Consider the following 17,142-nt stretch of genomic DNA (forward strand, 5'->3'; position numbering starts at 1 on the left):
GTGGGCGATCAAGAACGACAAGAGATCGGAACCCAAGCCAATTGGGCGATTAAGAAAGCTGCGAGAGAGTTGAACCCAAGCCGATGATCAGGCAGTTAACGAACGGCCGAGCAAGCTTAGATCAGCCCGTTCTCCAACGCATAGCGCGTGAGTTCACCATTGGTTTTCATGCGCATTTTTTCAAGAATCCGCGCCCGGTAAACGCTTACAGTCTTCGGGCTCAGCGACAGCTCATCCGCAATTTCGCTCAGCTTCTTGCCTGCAGCAATCATGCGAATGGTTTGAAATTCACGGTCACTGAGCGAGGCGTGCAGTGGTTTTTCAGAGTCCTCAGTCAAGTGGCTGGCCAGAGATTCTGCCAATTCAGGAGTGATGTACTTGCGGCCCGCTGCAATGACCTGGATGGCATCCACCAGTTTTTCAGGGGCGGTATTCTTGGTCAGGTAGCCGGAAGCGCCGGCCTTCAAACAGCGCACTGCATACTGGTCTTCAGGGTGCATCGACAACATCAGGATTTTCAGGGCAGGGTATTTGTCCTTCAGGATCTTGACAATATCCACACCGTTTTTACCCGGCATTGAAATGTCCAGTATTGCCAAATCAACCGTGTTGGAAGTCATGGCTTTCATGATTTCCGAATATTCGCCCGCTTGGGCTACCACCTGTACAAAGCCTGTGTCATCCAGCAACTGCTTCAGGCTTCCCCGAAGCAATGCATGGTCATCTGCCAGCAGCACCTTAATCATTTCCCGCCTCACCTGTCTGAATGCTTCTTGGTATCGAAACCATGACCGTTGTCCCGGATCCCAAGGATCCGCTGACATCGACCCAACCCTCAAAGGCTGCAACCCGTTCTTGCATGCCACGAAGGCCGAACGATGTTTCTTTCAATTTATCAGTATTCTCGATTCCTCGACCATTGTCACGAATCTCCAGTGTTAATTCACTTTCTGTTACAAACAGTTCCACGTCAACCCGTGTGGCCTGTGCATGTTTCACAATGTTGGTCAGGGCCTCTTGCAAGATCCTGAACAACGCTGTGCTTTGTTCGCTGTCCAGGTCCAGTTCTTCAACATTGCACTGGAACGTGCCCTCAATCTGGGTGCGCTTCTGGAAGTCATTCATCTGCCACTCCAGGGCAGGAATCAAGCCGTAGTCCAGAATTCCGGGGCGCAAATCCTTGGCGATCCGCTGGCTGCTCGCCAGCAAATGTTCAATCAGTTCCAGCATGTCATCGAGTTTTTCTTGCGATGCAACATCCAGAGTCATGTTCTTGTTCAGCCAGGCCACGTCTGCTTTTAACTTGGTGAGCGATCCGCCCATGTCATCGTGAATTTCACGGGCAATTGCGCCGCGTTCCTGTTCCCGTCTTTTCTCAAACTCGGTGGTTACAAGGCGCAACTCGGTCTGTGCATTCAGCAAGCGTTCTTCGGCCTGTTTGCGATCCGAGATGTCGAGCAACACGCCATCCCACACAAACATGCTGCCCCGAGGTTTGGCTACTGCGTTCATGTAGACCCAACGCGATTCGCGTTTGCCGTAATTCTTGATTCGACCTTCCCAACTCACCGGCACGCCAGGTTTGGGCGGGTCCATCAAAAGCTCAAAAAGGGTTGCGGCATCGTCGGGTTCAAACTGCTCGAAGAAATAATGTGGATTTTCGAGAAACAACCTCGGCGGCACACCAAACAGACGCACCACACCTTCGCTCACAAAAGGTACGGTGGGGCGGGGCATTGAAGGGCCCGATTGCATTTGAAAAATTATGCCTGGAATATTCTCTGCGATGGCTGCAAACCGACGCTCAGACTCCCGCTGCGCCAGTTCAGCTGCGGCCAGGCTTCGCCGTTCATTTGCAGCCCGCAAGGAACGCTCGATGGCTGGCACCAGACGCGCCATTTTGTCTTTCATCAAATAATCGTCGGCACCCGCACGCATGGCCTCGACTGCGACATGTTCACCAATGCTGCCTGACACAATAATGAAAGGAATGTCCAGCCCCGAATCGCGCACCACACGCAGGGCCTCCTCAGAGCCGAAGCCAGGCAGGTTGTGATCCGAAATCACCACCTGCCACTCCTCGTGTTCCAGGCATTTTCGCAAATCTTCGATGCGGTCTACCCGCGTCGCTGTGTACTTCAATCCACCTTGTTTAAGGCGGTAGCACATCAGCTCAAAGTCCGAATCATTGTCCTCTACCACCAGTACTTTCAATCCACCATCTGAAAAGTTACTGATGTCCAGCAATGAAGGGGGTAGTCCTTTGGAATCACTCATTGTCTGTTCGCTTGTTGTTGGTTTTTATTGTTGTGTGCAGGATCAAAGCGAGAGATAACGCCCTTTCAAGGTTTTAATCCTTGCATTATTTTGTTCATCTTATCGGAACATATCAGGGTATAGAACTCATTCGCGTCGGGGCACCTCCCAAATTGTGTTAACCCCGCGACAAAGGCCCTGATGAACCGACCCCCAGTGAAATTTGAATTCTCCAAAGCCCAATACGCCAACGATGCTGTAGCCGGTGCAAAACAGGCCGCCGCAGCGGTCAATCGCAGTTTGTTAAGCGATGACAATGCCGACCGTGAATTCGAGTTCAATGACAAGGACTTTGCCCGGGTACGCGAGCTCATCCTGAAAATTGCGGGAATTTCACTGGCACCCAGCAAACAAAGCATGGTGTACAGCCGATTGGCCCGTCGCTTGCGCGCCTGTAACCACAACCGTTTTTCCACCTATCTGGATGCGCTGGAGTCCAATGCAAGCAACCCGGAATGGGAGCACTTCACCAATTCGCTGACCACCAACCTCACATCCTTTTACCGTGAGGCACATCATTTCGACATTCTGAAAAAACAGTTGCAATCGCTTTCACGCAATGCGCGAATTGAGTTGTGGTGCAGCGCAGCGTCAACCGGTGAAGAGCCCTACACCATGCGATTACCGCCATGGAAGCCTTCAATAGCATGAATCCGCCCGTGCGTATTCTGGCCACCGACATTGATACCAAGGTGTTGGACCATGCCAAAAAAGGCGTGTACCGCATGGACCAGGTCGACAAAATTCCCGATGAAATCCTGCGCAAGTATTTTTTGAAGGGGAAAGGCGAAAGCGAAGGCTTGATCCGTGTACGCCCCGAGGTGCAAGCATTGTTGACATTCCGAAAGCTGAACCTGATGGACAATGTCTGGTCCCTGCGACCCGGCTTTGATGCCATTTTCTGTCGGAATGTCATGATCTATTTTGAGAAAGATGTGCAGTTGCAAATCCTCAAGCGGTTTGCTCCTCTGATGAATCCAAATGGCTTGTTGTACGCAGGTCACTCTGAGAATTTTGCCATGGCGCGAGACTATTTCACCCTGCGTGGTAAAACCGTATACACCGTCAACACCGACAAGGCTGCGAAAACCGGCACTGGTGGTGAAGGTCAGCCGCGGCAGGTCACTGCATGAGCACAGGGCTTCTCACCTCGTCTGCTGCTGCGCACTGCGCAACGTTGCCAGTGAAGAAAATCATCATGCCCGGCGATTATTTTGTATCGTGGGCACCTGCTGAAATTTCCACCTTGCTTGGCTCGTGTGTGTCCGCATGTGTGTGGGACAGCCATCGAAAAATTGGGGGGCTGAATCACTTTATGTTGCCCGATTCGCCCTCTGAGGCCCGCAGCCTTGGCGACAAAACCAAGTCCTTGCGTTATGGCCTCTATGCCATGGAATGCTTGATCAACGACTTGCTGACCATGGGCGCGAGGCGAGAACACCTCAGCGCCAAAGTGTTTGGCGGTGCCAATATTACTGGTGCCTTGAATACCCAGCACGTGGGTCGCAGAAATGCAGAATTCGTGATCGATTTTTTGCAGAAAGACAAAATCAAAGTGGTGGCATCCGATTTGGGTGGGCCACACAGCCGTCGCATTCGTTTCAATACCCAAACCAGTTCTGTGCGTGTTGAGCGAGTGGCCAGTGCCAATTCAGCCGCCTTGCAACAGGAAAAGCGCTACAGCGAAAAGATTAACAAAGACCCCGTCAATGGCGACATTGTGTTTTTCTAAGGGCCCATGAGATGAACAAAATCAAAGTGTTGGTGGTGGATGATTCGGCCTTGATTCGAAACCTGATGAGCAAGATCATCAATTCACAGCGCGACATGGAAACCGTGGCCACAGCACCCGATCCATTCATTGCCAGAGATCAAATCAAGAAATTCAATCCCGATGTGATTACACTGGATATAGAAATGCCCAAAATGGATGGCATTGAGTTTCTGGAAAAAATCATGCGTTTGCGGCCCACGCCGGTGTTGATGGTGTCTACATTGACTGAACGTGGAACCGACGTAACCTTTCGCGCCCTTGAACTTGGAGCAGTTGATTTCGTGACTAAACCGAAACTGGACATCAGCCAAGGCATGATCGACTATGCCAACGAAATTACCGACAAAATTCGTGCTGCGTATGCCGCCCGTTTTCGTCTAAACCGTCTGCCACCGAAACCTGCTGCGCAAGCGCCCACGGCGCAAACTGACCCGGTCACTGGCATGGTGGTACCGGCAGAAGTGGCCAAGCCCGCGCCCGCCAACAATGCATTGGGCAATCGCTTTGCAGCCACCGAGAAGCTTGTGTTGATTGGCTCATCGACAGGTGGCACCGAAGCCATTCGAGTCATTCTTGAACAGTTGCCCAAAGACAGCCCTGCGATTCTGATTACCCAACATATGCCTGCCGGTTTTACAAAAAGCTTTGCAGATCGCTTAAACCAGGTGTGCAATATCACTGTAAAAGAAGCTGTGCACGGTGAGCGCGTATTGCCAGGCCATGCCTACATTGCGCCCGGTGACAAACATCTGTTGTTGGGGCGAAGTGGTGCCAACTACATTTGTCAGCTTTCGGATTCTGAGCCGGTCAACCGTCATCGCCCGTCGGTGGAAGTGCTGTTCAAGTCAGGCCAGGAAGTCTCGCCACGCAATATCGTGGGCATCATGCTCACAGGCATGGGCAAAGACGGTGCACAGGCCATGGCTGACATGAAAAAAGCGGGTTCCTACAATATTTGCCAGGACGAGGCCAGCTCCGTGGTATTCGGCATGCCGCGCGAAGCAATCGCCCTGGGTGCCGCCGATGAGGTGGTGTCACTGAACATGATCGCCAAGCGTCTGCTTGATTACCTCTCGAAAATCGGCGGACGTTCAGCCGTTCGCATCTAACTCACTGAAGCCCGGTCTTGTTGAGCCAGTTTTTCAGGCTCTCCAGGTCCATAGGACGCGAAAACCAATAGCCTTGAAGCCTGTCGCATCCCATCTGGATCAGGCTCTCGCGCTGCTCTGCAGTTTCAATCCCCTCAGCATGCACAATCAGGCCCAATGCATGCGCAAGGTCAATGACAGCTTTCACAATCATGTGGCTGTTTTTGTCCTCGAGCAAATCCATCACAAAGCTTTTGTCGATTTTCAGGACATCCACGGGCAGTTGGCGCAAGTAGTTCAGCGAGGCATAGCCAGTACCAAAATCATCCATCGCAATTTGCGAGCCTTGTGCTTTCAGTTTGTTCAGTGCGTCCACCGTGCGGGCCATGTCATCAATCGCTGCAGATTCAGTGACTTCAAACTCAATCCATTTCGGGTCAAGCCCCGCATTTCGAATGGTTTGCTGAGCCTTGGCCGGAAACTCCGGATTCAACAACTGACCAGCCGAGCAATTGACCGCGCACCACAGCATGTGCCCTTGCTGGTGCAGCTCCAGCACTTTTTTGCTGCTCGATTCAATCACCCAGTCACCCAGTGCATCAATCAAGCCCGAATCTTCGGCAACGCCAATAAACTCGCTGGGCATGATCCGGCCCAGTTCTGGGTGGGTCCACCTTACCAGGGCCTCAAGACCACAAATGCGGCCCGTTTTAAGGTCTTCAATGGGCTGAAAGTCAAGCACCAGCTCGTTGCTTTCAATGCCTTTGGCCAAGCCCAGTTCAATCGTTTTTCGGCGTTTGGCGAGATCATGAATTTCCGCATCCAGAACATTCAACAATTCCAAGCCGCGCGACTCGATCACATGCGCCACTGACTGTGCATGTGTGACCAACTCGGCTGCGTGTTGGCCATGCACACCTGGGCGCGCCAACCCCAGGCGCATATTGGGGCGTACCGCAATGTTGTCCACTGTGAATACACGGTTCAGGTTGGCTTCAAACTCGCACAGAGTGTCAGCAATCAAGGTTTGGTCTGCACTCCAGTCCAGCTTGTTGGTCAGCACCACCAGCACATTGTCAGACCAGCGACAAATAATGTCCTGTTTGAATGTGTCCCGAATTCTCTCTACAATTTTTTCCAGCATGTTGCGCCGAATGCGCGGGTCCACTTCCGGGCGGCGTGCTTGGTTCCTCGACACGTTCACGCTGAGCAGGCACAGGTCGTTGTCCTCGCCAGAATTTGTGCTTAGGCCCGACAAGGTTTTCACCAAACCCTGGCGGTTTAAAAAACCAGTGGCTGAATCAAAATACACCGCCCGCCTGTGGGCTTGCTCAAGCAGCAGTTTTTCACGGCGAAGCCGGTGTGTGTGTATTTCCCGGCGTACCGCAGGAATCAGGCGCTCGGGTTTGGACTTCTCCACATAATCGCGCACACCTTCGTGCATGGCCTGCACGCCCAAAGCGTCGTTGGCCAGTCCTGAGAGCAGAATCATGGGTGTTTCGGGTCGCAGGGTCTGAACCATTTCAATGGCCCTCTCGTGCGTCAGTTGCGGCATGGAATAGTCGCAAATCACCAAATCAGGTTCGATGTCGTCCAGCGTTGTTCGGAGCGTTTCCTCGCTGTGGGCGTGCCGGACAATTGCTGTGTGCCAGGTTTTGGTCAGCTGCCGCTTGATCAATAGAAAATCGTCGTCGCTGTCGTCGACAACAATGATTCTGGGCGCTTCCTGTTCTATCGTCATTGAAGGTTTTATGATGGTGTTATTGGCAAAGAAACGACCGCTTTCCTGTATCCTGCACACTTCTGCAGAGGCTGTCTAGTCGGGCAATTCACGAGAAAAGACATGAGCAAGGCTTTCACGAAAGAAAACGATTCAGAATTCGAGGACGATGGCCCCGACGCGGCCCCAGCCTTACCTCAAGGCTTGAAAAATTACATCACACCCAAAGGCTACCGCCGCTTGCGCGACGAACTCACCCACCTTGTGAAAACCGAGAGGCCCGAGGTTGTGTCTGTGGTGTCTTGGGCAGCGTCCAATGGGGATCGCTCTGAAAATGGAGATTACCTGTACGGCAAAAAACGCCTGCGCGAAATTGATCGGCGCATTCGTTTTCTCACCAAGCGCACTGAAATTGCCGAGGTGGTAGATCCCGCTACGCAGCAAGAGCTTGAAAGCATTTTCTTCGGCGCTACAGTCACCTATATCAATTCAAAAGGTGAGGAACTGACCGTGAAAATAGTGGGGGTTGACGAAGTGGATACCGCCAAAGGGCACATCAGCTGGATTTCTCCGGTGGCCCGTGCTTTGTTGAAAGCAAAGGAGGGCGATGTTGTGCAATTGATGACACCGGCAGGGCGCGATGAGCTTGAAATTGTCGAAGTGCGGTATGTGATTGATTGACCCAGTGCGGGTGCATTTTGATCTGAACTTGAAGAGTCAGCGCTGGGGGTTTTTAGCCAACTCGGAGTGGGTGATTTCTGATCTGAACTTGAAGGGTCAACGCTGCTTTTAAAGCCCAATCGGCGGCGGTGTTTCGATCGCCTCGCCTTCAAGAAAACCTGCCCTTGCGTGCCGAGCAGGGCCGGTGTTGCCCAGCATGGGCGACAGAGAACGAACCCGACCCGTTTTTTAGGAGGGTCGTTCTCAGGCATCGCAAGGCTCAGCAAGGGATCAACAGGTTTTCTGGCGAGAGAGCGAAATCCAAGCCGAGTGGGCTACCAAGAAAGCGGCGAGAGATCGGAACCCAAGCCGATTAGTGTGTCGCCGTGTCTGCCACGGGCAAACGCACTTTCGCAAAAGCCCGGCCCTTCACACGGGTCACACGCTCCACGTATTCAAGCCTGCGCAAGGCCATCAAAATGCGCGCCAAGTGCACACGGTCAGTCACCTGAATGGTGAAATGCAACAGTTTGCGGTAAGCCGTTTCATCACTCATCGTCAGGTTGGTAATGTTGGCTCCGGCATCTGACAAAGTGGCCGCAATCGTGGCCAGTGCGCCTTTCTCGTTCACCGCCTGCAAATCTACATTCACATCGAAGGGGCGGGTAATTTCAGGCGACCATTGAACATCGGTCCAGCGCTCAGGTTCTTTGCGAATCTGCTTGCGGGCTGTTTCGCATTCGTCGGTGTGAATGATCAAGCCTGAGCCCTTGCGCACGTAGCCAATAATATTGTCGCCAGGAATTGGCAAGCAGCAGGGCGCGCGTTGAACCGACATGCCTTCACCACCGTGAATCATGATAGGCGCACGGGCTTCACCCACGTTGCCTGAAGGTGCATCCACCCTCGCATCAGCACGGCCCATGGCGATCAGTACACGGCGCGCCACAACTGGCGCCACACGGCGGCCTGCGCCAATGTCGGCCAGCAATTCGTCTCGGGTGCTCACTTGCGAGTCTTTTTGTAAACGGTCCCACACCTCGTTGGTGAGATGCTCAAGCTTGATCTGGTCGGCTTCAAGCGCCTGTTCCAGCAATCTGCTGCCCAAGCGCACGGTTTCCTCAAGATTCATGGACTTCAAATAGTGCCGAATCTCGGAGCGTGCCTTTCCTGAGCGCACAAAACCAAGCCAAACCGGATTGGGGCGGCTGTGGGGTGCAGTAATAATTTCAACCACATCGCCACTTTTCAAAATGGTACGTAATGGCTCAATCACTTGATTCACGCGTGCAGCCACGCAATGGTTGCCCACATCGGTGTGCACTGCGTAGGCAAAGTCGACCACGGTTGCGCCACGGGGCAGGCTCATGATCTTGCCGTTCGGCGTGAACACGTACACGGCATCCGGGAACAGGTCTACCTTGATGTGTTCCAAAAACTCGGCTGAATCGCCGGTTTGGTTTTGAATGTCAAGCAGGCTTTGCAGCAGGCGGTGGGTTTGCGTTTGAATGGTGTTCAGCGCTTCGCCTTCGCCTTTGTACAGCCAATGCGATGCCACGCCTTTTTCGGCCACCTGGTGCATTTCTTCAGTGCGAATTTGAAACTCGACTGGCGTGCCGTACGGACCCAGCAAGGTGGTGTGCAGGCTTTGGTAACCGTTCAGTTTTGGAATGGCAATGTAATCTTTGAACTTGCCTGGAACTGGTTTGAACAGTTGGTGCAGCATACCCATGGCCATGTAACAACCGGGCATGTCTTTCACCACCACCCGGAAACCATACACATCCAGCACTTGGGAAAAGCTCAGGCGCTTCTCGATCATTTTGCGATAAATGCCGTACAGCGCCTTTTCACGGCCATACACCTGACAATCAATGTTGGCGTCGCTCAGGCATTTTTCAACCGCTTCCAAAATTTTGCCGACCACTTCACGGCGGTTGCCTCGTGCTGCCAACACTGCTTTTTTCAGCACTTCATAACGCATGGGGTAAGCATGCTGAAAGCTGAGTTCTTGCAGTTCGCGGAAAATTTCGTTCAAGCCCAGTCGGTGGGCAATGGGGGCGTAAATTTCGAGGGTTTCAAGTGCAATGCGGCGTTTTTTGGCGGGGCTCATAATGTCGAGCGTTCGCATATTGTGCAAACGGTCGGCCAACTTCACCAAAATAACCCGCAGGTCTCGGGCCATGGCCAGCAGCATTTTTCGGAAGTTTTCAGCCTGGGCTTCTTCCCGGGAAGAAAACTCCATTTTGTCGAGCTTCGAAAGCCCGTCGACCAAATCGGCCACCGAGCCACCAAAGCGCTCGATCAAATCTTCTTTGGTGGTGCCCGAGTCCTCCATCACATCGTGAAGCAGGGCGGCTTGAATGGCCTGGCTGTCCAGGCGCCAGCTGGCGCAGAGTTCAGCACCGCGATGGGGTGGGTTACGTAGGGTTCACCCGTGGCGCGAAACTGCCCCAGGTGCGCAACGTCAGAAAACTTGTAAGCCTCGCGAACGCGCCGAATCTCAGCCTCGGGCAGATAAGTCGAGGCTAGTCCGATAAGCTGTGCGATAGAGACCACATCGGGTCGGTTTGGCTCAGGTTGAAGTTCTCTGGCTTGCATTGCCCCCCGCATTTTGTACCACTGTTACAACTAAAACTACGATCTTCTATTGTGCAGTCTTACTTCTGGTCCGGCAAGACGATATTGACTTCCAACATCTCCATATTGCCTTGTTTTTGAAGGTTAAACTTCACGTCTTGTTGATCAATCTTGACGTATTTGGCAATGACTTGCATCAATTCGTCCCGCATTTGGGGCAAAAAGTCGGGACCGTCCTGGTCAACACGCTCGCGCGCAATGATCAAAGACAGTCGTTCTTTTGCAACATTGGCCGATTTTTTCTTTTCGCCAAACAGCATGCTCAGTAGTGACATGGCCTTAACCTCCAAACAAGCGCTTCAGCAGGCTTGGCTTTTCATAGTCTACGAATCGCAAGGGTTTGGTTTCACCCAAAAAGCGTGAAATGCAGTCTTGGTAGGCCAGTGCAGCGTCATTTTCCTCTGCGTGAATCACTGGCATGCCCTGGTTTGAGGCCTGCAATACAGTTTCACTTTCAGGAATTACGCCCAGCAAAGGCACGCGAAGCAGGTCGCTACATCGGTGTAGCTCAACATTTCGCCGTCAGCGGCGCGCTTGGCCGAGTAACGCGTAATCAGCAGGTGTTCTTTTACCGGCTCACCGCCTTCTTTGGCGCGTTTGCTCTTGGCTTGCAGAATGCCAATGATCCGGTCGGAATCGCGAACCGAGGACACTTCCGGGTTAGTTACCACAATTGCTTCATCGGCAAAGGTCAAGGCCATCACGGCGCCACGTTCAATGCCAGCCGGGCTGTCGCACACAATGTACTCGAACCCCATTTCGATTAGGTCCTTGATCACTTTCTCCACGCCTTCTTCGGTCAAAGCGTCTTTGTCGCGTGTTTGCGAGGCGGGAAGGATGGACAGCATGGGGCAATGTTTGTCTTTGATCAAAGTTTGTTGCAGACTCGCTTCGCCATTGATCACGTTGACCAGGTCATAAACCACCCGGCGCTCGCAACCCATGATCAGGTCCAGGTTTCGCAAACCCACGTCAAAGTCGATCACCACTGTTTTAAAACCACGCAAGGCCAAGCCTGCGGAAAAACTTGCGCTGGTGGTAGTTTTACCAACGCCACCCTTACCGGATGTAACAACAATGACTCGACTCACAAATGGTCTCCTAGCGGATGTTGATGGCCTTGAGTCGCAATACTGCCGGCTCAGTGCCATGGTCAAGATGAATTAATGTAGGTTTGGAACGGTTCTCTTCGGGAAAGCCGCCCTCGAATGTTAAATAGTAACCAGCCACGGCCACCAGTTCCGCTTCGAAACAAGTGGAGATGATTCTGGCTTGGGTATCGCCCGCTGCGCCGGCCAAAGCGCGGCCACGTAGTACTCCGTAAACGTGCACATTGCCATCGGCGATGACTTCAGCACCGGCTGACACCTGCCCCATCACGATCAGGTCTGCCCCCTGGGCATAAATTTTCTGGCCGCTGCGTACCGATTGGTCGATCACCATGGTTCGGCGGGGGGTGTCGAAACTGGGCACAGCCGGGTGGCTGACCGTTGTGGAATCGGACTCATCCGCCGTTTGTGTCTCGGTGATTGCTGCTTCAGGTGTTTCAGGCGGTGGTGCTGATTTCAATTCCGCTTCGGGTTCAGCCTGATCAGCTTCTGCAGTTTCGAAACGAACCCCCAATTCTTCTGCCTGGGTTTCAAGGGCCTCACTTTGGCCACGTACTTCAACCAACAGCACACCAGCAGCCTTCAGCATTTCCGCGTAGGCTTTCAATTCAACGCCATGTTCGTTAAGTTCAGTATTGTTCCAGCCAGAAAAGTCGAGTACAGCAGGCTCGGCGGAATACACACTGGGCGTTGGGCCCAAGCGCTTCTTCAATGCCTCAATACTTTCTTGCAGCGGAGCGGGGCGCAAGGCGAATGTCACTGCCTTGATTTTGGCAAATTTGATGTCCAGCAACGCTGAGGAAGGTTTGTTCAAGGTAATGGAGGTCCGGGAATTCTGAGTTTTCAGTCAATTTTACGAACAAAGCCCGAGCCGTGTGCCGGTCTCGGGCTTTTTGAGATGCGCATTTGCCCGATGTTAGATGGGCACGCGTTTCAGCATTTCAATACCAATTTCCCCAGCTGCTATTTCACGCAGTGCGGTCACGGTGGGCTTGTCTTTGTCAGATTTGACTTTGGGTGTGTGGCCTTGGGCCAGCATGCGGGCGCGGTAAGTGGCGCACAGGGCCATGTCGAAACGGTTAGGGATCTTTTTCAAGCAATCTTCAACGGTGATGCGGGCCATCTGGTGTCCTTACAGTCCAATACTTTTGAGTTGCGCCCCGTGGCGCGCCATTTGCTGATTGAAACGGCAACGGGATGCGAAGACGATCGATTTCAGCTCCAAAAGAGCCTGTGTGAAATCATCGTTAAGGATAACATAATCAAAGCGTCTCGCCTGCTCGATCTCGAGTTGTGCAGCACCCATTCTCTTAAAAATTACCTCTTCACTGTCTGTGCCACGCCCACGCAGTCTTTTTTCGAGTTCTTCGATGCTTGGCGGAAGAATGAAGATCGACACGACATTTTCTACCTTGCGCACCACTTGCTCGGCGCCTTGCCAGTCAATTTCCAGAAGTACGTCGCGGTCAATTGCCATTTGCCCTTCCACCCATGAACGCGATGTGCCGTAGTAGTTGCCGTGCACATGGGCCCATTCCAGAAAGCCGTCTTGGTCTCGGATGGCTTCGAATTCGGGCTGGGAGATGAAATGATAGTCTTTGCCATCAACCTCGCCAGGGCGCGCCTTTCGAGTGGTATTGGAGATGGAAAGACCAATTCCCTGAACCTCGGCCAAAAGCGCTTTCACCAGCGAGGATTTGCCAGCGCCTGAAGGGGCGCTGACAATAAAGAGGCTGCCAGAATACTGTGGCGTGTGCTGGGGTTGGGCCAAGGCGGTCATGAAGCGCTCGAACAAGGATCAATAAGCCGTGATTCTATGGGATTTCCTGTGGACTCGCCATGCCGCATGTTTATTCAGAGTGCTTGGAATGCTCTGTCAGAACAAACCACGGTTTTGTGGAGGTTTCATCGCCGAAGCCACTGCCTTTGTTTACTTGATAACTTGAAATGGGCGCGGCGATTAATTCCCGTTCATTGGGCAGTAGGGCATTCGACACGGACACATCTTTGGCCAGCTCAGTTTCAATCACGCAGCTGACCGTACCAAAAAGGCTCGAAACCATGGCGGCGGATGGCTCGTCGCGCTTGCGCATGCTCAAGAAATAGTCGGGAACGAAAGGTTTACCCGTTTTTGCCGCGTCCAGCATCGCCAGAAACATCGGAGAGTTGCGATTCAGGTTGTGTTGGGCCTGGGCTGATTGCACAGGCAGGGCATTCAAAAAGCTGATCAATATCAGGCTGCGCTCTCGCAGATCCGAGTGCTGCTGTGGTGCGCCCTTGAACTCCCCACGCAAAAATTCGTTCATGCATTGCGAGTATCCATCCGTTGCAATGTAATCCCGAAGCACGCACCGTTCTGCTGCGGTAACCGGCAGGGGCTGTGGCCCCTGCTTATTGACATTGGGCATGGTTTGAGGTGCTGACAGCACTTCAATCCTTTCCTGAAGGGACAGCTCGTTTTCGAACTTGTATCGCTCACCCACTTTGACTTTTGGAATTTCCCCCTGGCTGGAATTGCCGATTTCCAGGCGGCCGCTTTTGATCAGGTCCATATCAGCCAGTTTTTCCTGACCAACCCGGTATTGAGCGAGATCGTCGCGTTGCATCCGCAGTGTGGGGTGGCACAACAAGGCTTGTGCCGCTCGCTGCTGCCCTTTGGCGACCAAAAGCAGACCGGCAAGGCGCGGGTCTGTGGCTGCGTGGGGTAACACGTGCTTCAGTAGTTGATTGAGAAAAGAGATAGGCGTGGTCATTGGGCAAGGTCTCGAACAAACGAAAGTTCGATTGGGTGCCCAAGTATTCGGATTGGTTCAGTTCAATTGCAAATGCCGAAGTTTATTCGATGTTCTGGACCTGCTCGCGAAACTGCTCCACCAACACTTTCAAATCAATGCTGGCCTGGGTTTGCGCAATCGCGTGTGCTTTGCTGCCCAAAGTGTTGGCCTCGCGGTTCAATTCCTGGGTTACAAAATCCAGCCGTTTGCCAATCACCCCGCCTTTTTTCAGAATACGGCGAACCTCAGTGAAGTGCGTTTGGAGTCGCTCAACTTCCTCTTTCACATCAATGCGTACGCTGTGCAGGGCCACCTCGTGTTTGATGCGTTCTTCAAGGTCTTCCACGGTCAAGTGGCTTGCTTTGTCCGAAATGATTTTGTCGAAGGCCTCGGTCATGCGTTCCCGAATCTTGCCCTCATAGTGGGCCAAAAACTGGGGCAACATCGGCAGCAGGCTGTTGACAATCGCTTCCATGCCATCCACTTTCTCCAACAGCACTGCCGCCAGGCCTGCACCCTCACGTTCGCGGCTTTGCTTCAAGGCATCAATGGCCTGCTCGCACAAGGCTGAAATGGTCTCTTGCAGTTCTTCGCCGCTCAGGCTGTTGTCTTCGACCACACCAGGCCAATTCAGCACCTCGGTAATGCGAAAGCCGTTGGCCTTGGGCAAGGCGCTTTGAATGCTGGCCTCAAGTGCAGCCAATTGTTTGACTTGTTCCAGATCAACCTTCGGAATCCGTTTTTCACCCTCTGCACGTCCCCAGGAAATCCGGCATTCCACCTTCCCACGGCTCAGCGCATTCATCAGTTTTTCGCGGATCAGTGGTTCCACCATGCGCAGGTCATCGGCCATGCGGAAGTTCAGGTCCAGAAAACGGGAATTCACGCTGCGCAACTCCATGCTCAGGGTGCCAGCACGGGTCGTGCTTTGTGTATTGGCAAAGCCTGTCATGCTGTGTACTGCGGCGGTGTTTTTGCTGTCCTTGCTCATTTGCGGCCTGTGCGTGTGTGTCGGTGGTGCATGGATTGTAAACTCTGGGCTGGTGCTTGTTTTATTCGGGGGTGTTTTTGTCGGGTCGAATCATTGCCCATTTGGACATGGACGCCTTCTACGCCAATGCCGAATTGGTGCGCAACCCGGCTTTGCGGGGTTTGCCCGTGGCTGTTGGGGGGCGCCGAGGCATGCAGCCGCTGCCCGGGCAGCAATTCCCGACCTTGGCACAGTACCAGGCAGGGGTGTGTTAACCACCGCCAACTACGAAGCCCGTGCACTGGGTTTGCATTCGGCCATGCCCACCATGAAAGCAGCAAAACTGGCGCCTCACGCGGTGTTGTTGCCCGCCGATTTCGACTGGTACAAAACCCTGTCAAGGCAGTTCAAGACCGCCGTGCGGGAATTGGCACCCAACGTTGAAGATCGCGGTATCGATGAAATCTACATTGATTTGACCGGGGAAACCGGGGGGGATTATGAGGCAGCCATTGAACTGGCGCGCCGATTAAAGGCTGCAGTAACCCAGGCCACTGGCGGCATGACCTGTTCAGTGGGTCTGTCCGAGAACAAGTTGACCTCCAAGATCTGCTCCGACTTGCAAAAACCAAACGGTCTAAGCGTGGTGCGCCCCGACCAGTTTCAGGAAATGATCTGGCCGCTTCCGGTGGGCAAAATCAACGGTGTGGGGCCCAAAGCTCAGGAAAAGCTGAAAGCCATGGGTGTTAACAGCATTGCCGAGCTGGCTGCTCAACCCGTCGATTTGCTTCAGATGCGTTTCGGCGAAAGTTATGGGCTTTGGATGCATGAAAGCGCCCATGGTATTGACCGGCGGGAAGTCACTTTGTTTTCGGAACCGAAAAGCATCAGCCGTGAAACCACGTTCGAGAACGACATGCATGTGCGCAGGCAACGCGACAACTTGACGCAGGTACTTGAGCACCTTGCAGACAAGCTTTCTCAAGACTTGGCCCGAAAGCAGCGGTTGGCAAAAACGATTGGCGTGAAAGTGCGTTTCGCGGATTTCAAATCCCTGACCCGCGATGTCACCACTGGATTGACCGTCCGCACAGCGGATGAGGTTTTGCAAGCCGCTCGAGCTTGCCTGAAGAAAATTCCGTTTGAAGACAAAGGAGCCAGATCAACCATCCGCCTGTTGGGAATCAAAGCCAGCCATCTGATTACCCCTGCGGAGGATGCGCTTGAAAAGGCTGCCGAGGAAAGCAGGCGAACCAAAGGGCAAGCCCAGTTGTTTCTCGACCTTGAAGATGCGCCATAATGCGTGCACTACGAAAGAACACGCACTGGAGAATTTGAATGAATGCCACCACAGCCCGCCCTGACGGGCGAAGCCCCCACACCTTGCGCAATATCAGCCTGGAGCGCAATTACACCAAGCATGCCGAGGGTTCTGTCATGGTGCGTTTCGGCGACACTCATGTGTTGTGCACCTGCAGCGTTGAAGACAAAGTGCCAGGTTTTTTGAAGGGTCAGAATCAGGGTTGGTTGACTGCTGAGTACGGCATGCTGCCCCGTTCTACCCATTCCCGCATGGATCGTGAGGCGGCCAAGGGCAAGCAAAGTGGCCGCACGCAGGAAATTCAGCGCCTGATTGGCCGTGCCTTGCGCGCAGCAGTCGACTTAAACAAGCTGGGTGAACGCACCCTGAAAATTGATTGCGATGTAATCCAGGCCGATGGCGGCACACGCACGGCATCAATCACGGGCGCCATGGTCGCCGTGGCCGATGCAATTGGCAAACTGGTGGCCAGCGGTGCTTTGACTGAAAACCCGATCAAGCAGTTCGTAGCGGCCGTGTCGGTGGGTGTGGTCAATGGCCAGGTGGTGCTTGATTTGAATTACGACGAAGACTCCACCTGCGAAACCGACCTGAATGTGGTGATGACCGAGAAAGGTGGCTTTGTAGAAGTGCAGGGCACCGCCGAGGGCGATGCCTTTAGCCGGGACGAATTGAATGGCATGCTGGACTCGGCCGCAGCCGGTATTGCTGAGCTGGTTCGCCTGCAGAAAGCGGCTTTACAGGCATAAAAACTAAGTTGGATTACAAAG

Annotated in this window: 15 protein-coding genes and 3 pseudogenes; 7 read left to right on the plus strand and 11 right to left on the minus strand. The window is 53.3% G+C overall.

Annotated features, from left to right (window positions below):
• Window positions 1-116 precede the first annotated feature (116 nt).
• Window positions 117-746 carry a response regulator transcription factor gene (locus BSZ31_RS09905; RefSeq protein WP_105028622.1) on the minus strand — a complete coding sequence of 210 codons (630 nt, stop codon included), beginning with the start codon at window positions 744-746 and terminating at the stop codon, window positions 117-119.
• Window positions 739-2,277: an ATP-binding protein gene (locus BSZ31_RS09910; RefSeq protein ID WP_105028623.1), complete on the minus strand. Its 1,539-nt coding sequence runs from the start codon at window positions 2,275-2,277 to the stop codon at window positions 739-741. The genes BSZ31_RS09905 and BSZ31_RS09910 overlap by 8 nt, the downstream gene beginning before the upstream one ends.
• 180 nt (window positions 2,278-2,457) lie before the next feature.
• Here BSZ31_RS09910 and BSZ31_RS09915 point away from each other — a divergent pair.
• The 3 genes and pseudogenes from BSZ31_RS09915 (at window position 2,458) to BSZ31_RS09925 (ending at window position 5,199) form a co-directional block, all read left to right on the plus strand.
• Window positions 2,458-3,449, plus strand: a pseudogene (locus BSZ31_RS09915) (CheR family methyltransferase).
• On the plus strand, window positions 3,446-4,048 hold the full coding sequence (locus BSZ31_RS09920) for a chemoreceptor glutamine deamidase CheD (protein WP_105028624.1): 603 nt from the start codon (window positions 3,446-3,448) through the stop codon (window positions 4,046-4,048). The pseudogene BSZ31_RS09915 and the gene BSZ31_RS09920 overlap by 4 nt, the downstream one beginning before the upstream one ends.
• Window positions 4,049-4,059: 11 nt before the next feature.
• The gene (locus BSZ31_RS09925) at window positions 4,060-5,199 is read left to right on the plus strand and encodes a chemotaxis response regulator protein-glutamate methylesterase (protein WP_105028625.1); all 1,140 of its coding nucleotides are present in this window, start codon (window positions 4,060-4,062) and stop codon (window positions 5,197-5,199) included.
• Between the two features lies 1 nt (window position 5,200).
• Here the strand turns inward: BSZ31_RS09925 and BSZ31_RS09930 are convergent, their stop codons facing one another.
• Window positions 5,201-6,919: a bifunctional diguanylate cyclase/phosphodiesterase gene (locus BSZ31_RS09930; protein ID WP_105028626.1), complete on the minus strand. Its 1,719-nt coding sequence runs from the start codon at window positions 6,917-6,919 to the stop codon at window positions 5,201-5,203.
• Window positions 6,920-7,021: 102 nt separating this feature from the next.
• On the opposite strand from BSZ31_RS09930, the gene greB reads away from it, so the two are divergent.
• Complete coding sequence (greB, locus tag BSZ31_RS09935) at window positions 7,022-7,579, plus strand: transcription elongation factor GreB (RefSeq protein ID WP_105028627.1); 558 nt, start codon at window positions 7,022-7,024, stop codon at window positions 7,577-7,579.
• 352 nt (window positions 7,580-7,931) lie between these two features.
• Here the strand turns inward: greB and BSZ31_RS09940 are convergent.
• The 8 genes and pseudogenes from BSZ31_RS09940 to BSZ31_RS09975 all read right to left on the minus strand — a co-directional run bounded on the left by BSZ31_RS09940 (window position 7,932) and on the right by BSZ31_RS09975 (window position 15,072).
• Window positions 7,932-10,159: pseudogene (locus BSZ31_RS09940) on the minus strand (bifunctional (p)ppGpp synthetase/guanosine-3',5'-bis(diphosphate) 3'-pyrophosphohydrolase).
• Window positions 10,160-10,218: 59 nt separating this feature from the next.
• Entirely contained in the window at window positions 10,219-10,473 is a 255-nt protein-coding gene (gene minE / locus BSZ31_RS09945) for a cell division topological specificity factor MinE (protein WP_105028628.1), read from the minus strand.
• A 4-nt stretch (window positions 10,474-10,477) separates the two neighbouring features.
• Window positions 10,478-11,289 (minus strand): annotated as a pseudogene (gene minD / locus BSZ31_RS09950) (septum site-determining protein MinD).
• 10 nt (window positions 11,290-11,299) lie between these two features.
• Complete coding sequence (minC, locus tag BSZ31_RS09955; protein ID WP_168426927.1) at window positions 11,300-12,121, minus strand: septum site-determining protein MinC; 822 nt, start codon at window positions 12,119-12,121, stop codon at window positions 11,300-11,302.
• A 102-nt stretch (window positions 12,122-12,223) separates the two neighbouring features.
• Window positions 12,224-12,430, minus strand: a complete 207-nt coding sequence (gene rpoZ, locus BSZ31_RS09960; RefSeq protein ID WP_008251793.1) for a DNA-directed RNA polymerase subunit omega — start codon at window positions 12,428-12,430, stop codon at window positions 12,224-12,226.
• Window positions 12,431-12,439: 9 nt separating this feature from the next.
• Window positions 12,440-13,087 (minus strand): guanylate kinase, encoded by a 648-nt coding sequence (gene gmk / locus BSZ31_RS09965; protein WP_105028629.1) that lies wholly within the window; start codon window positions 13,085-13,087, stop codon window positions 12,440-12,442.
• Between the two features lie 70 nt (window positions 13,088-13,157).
• Window positions 13,158-14,060: a hypothetical protein gene (locus BSZ31_RS09970; protein ID WP_105028630.1), complete on the minus strand. Its 903-nt coding sequence runs from the start codon at window positions 14,058-14,060 to the stop codon at window positions 13,158-13,160.
• 82 nt (window positions 14,061-14,142) lie between these two features.
• Window positions 14,143-15,072 (minus strand): YicC/YloC family endoribonuclease, encoded by a 930-nt coding sequence (locus BSZ31_RS09975; RefSeq protein ID WP_105028631.1) that lies wholly within the window; start codon window positions 15,070-15,072, stop codon window positions 14,143-14,145.
• Between the two features lie 77 nt (window positions 15,073-15,149).
• Here BSZ31_RS09975 and BSZ31_RS17575 point away from each other — a divergent pair, with 77 nt between their 5' ends.
• Genes BSZ31_RS17575 through rph form a run of 3 tightly spaced genes read left to right on the plus strand, consistent with a single transcriptional unit; the run spans window position 15,150 to window position 17,121 of the window.
• Window positions 15,150-15,326, plus strand: coding sequence for a hypothetical protein (locus BSZ31_RS17575; RefSeq protein WP_255411425.1), 177 nt, complete (start codon window positions 15,150-15,152; stop codon window positions 15,324-15,326).
• Complete coding sequence (locus tag BSZ31_RS17580) at window positions 15,320-16,351, plus strand: DNA polymerase IV (RefSeq protein WP_255411426.1); 1,032 nt, start codon at window positions 15,320-15,322, stop codon at window positions 16,349-16,351. Before BSZ31_RS17575 ends, BSZ31_RS17580 begins: the two co-directional genes overlap by 7 nt.
• Window positions 16,352-16,389: 38 nt before the next feature.
• Window positions 16,390-17,121 (plus strand): ribonuclease PH, encoded by a 732-nt coding sequence (rph, locus tag BSZ31_RS09985; protein ID WP_105028632.1) that lies wholly within the window; start codon window positions 16,390-16,392, stop codon window positions 17,119-17,121.
• Window positions 17,122-17,142 lie beyond the last annotated feature (21 nt).

Origin of the sequence: Limnobacter sp. SAORIC-690 (genome assembly GCF_002954425.1) — a bacterium.
Lineage (GTDB): Bacteria > Pseudomonadota > Gammaproteobacteria > Burkholderiales > Burkholderiaceae_B > Limnobacter > Limnobacter profundi.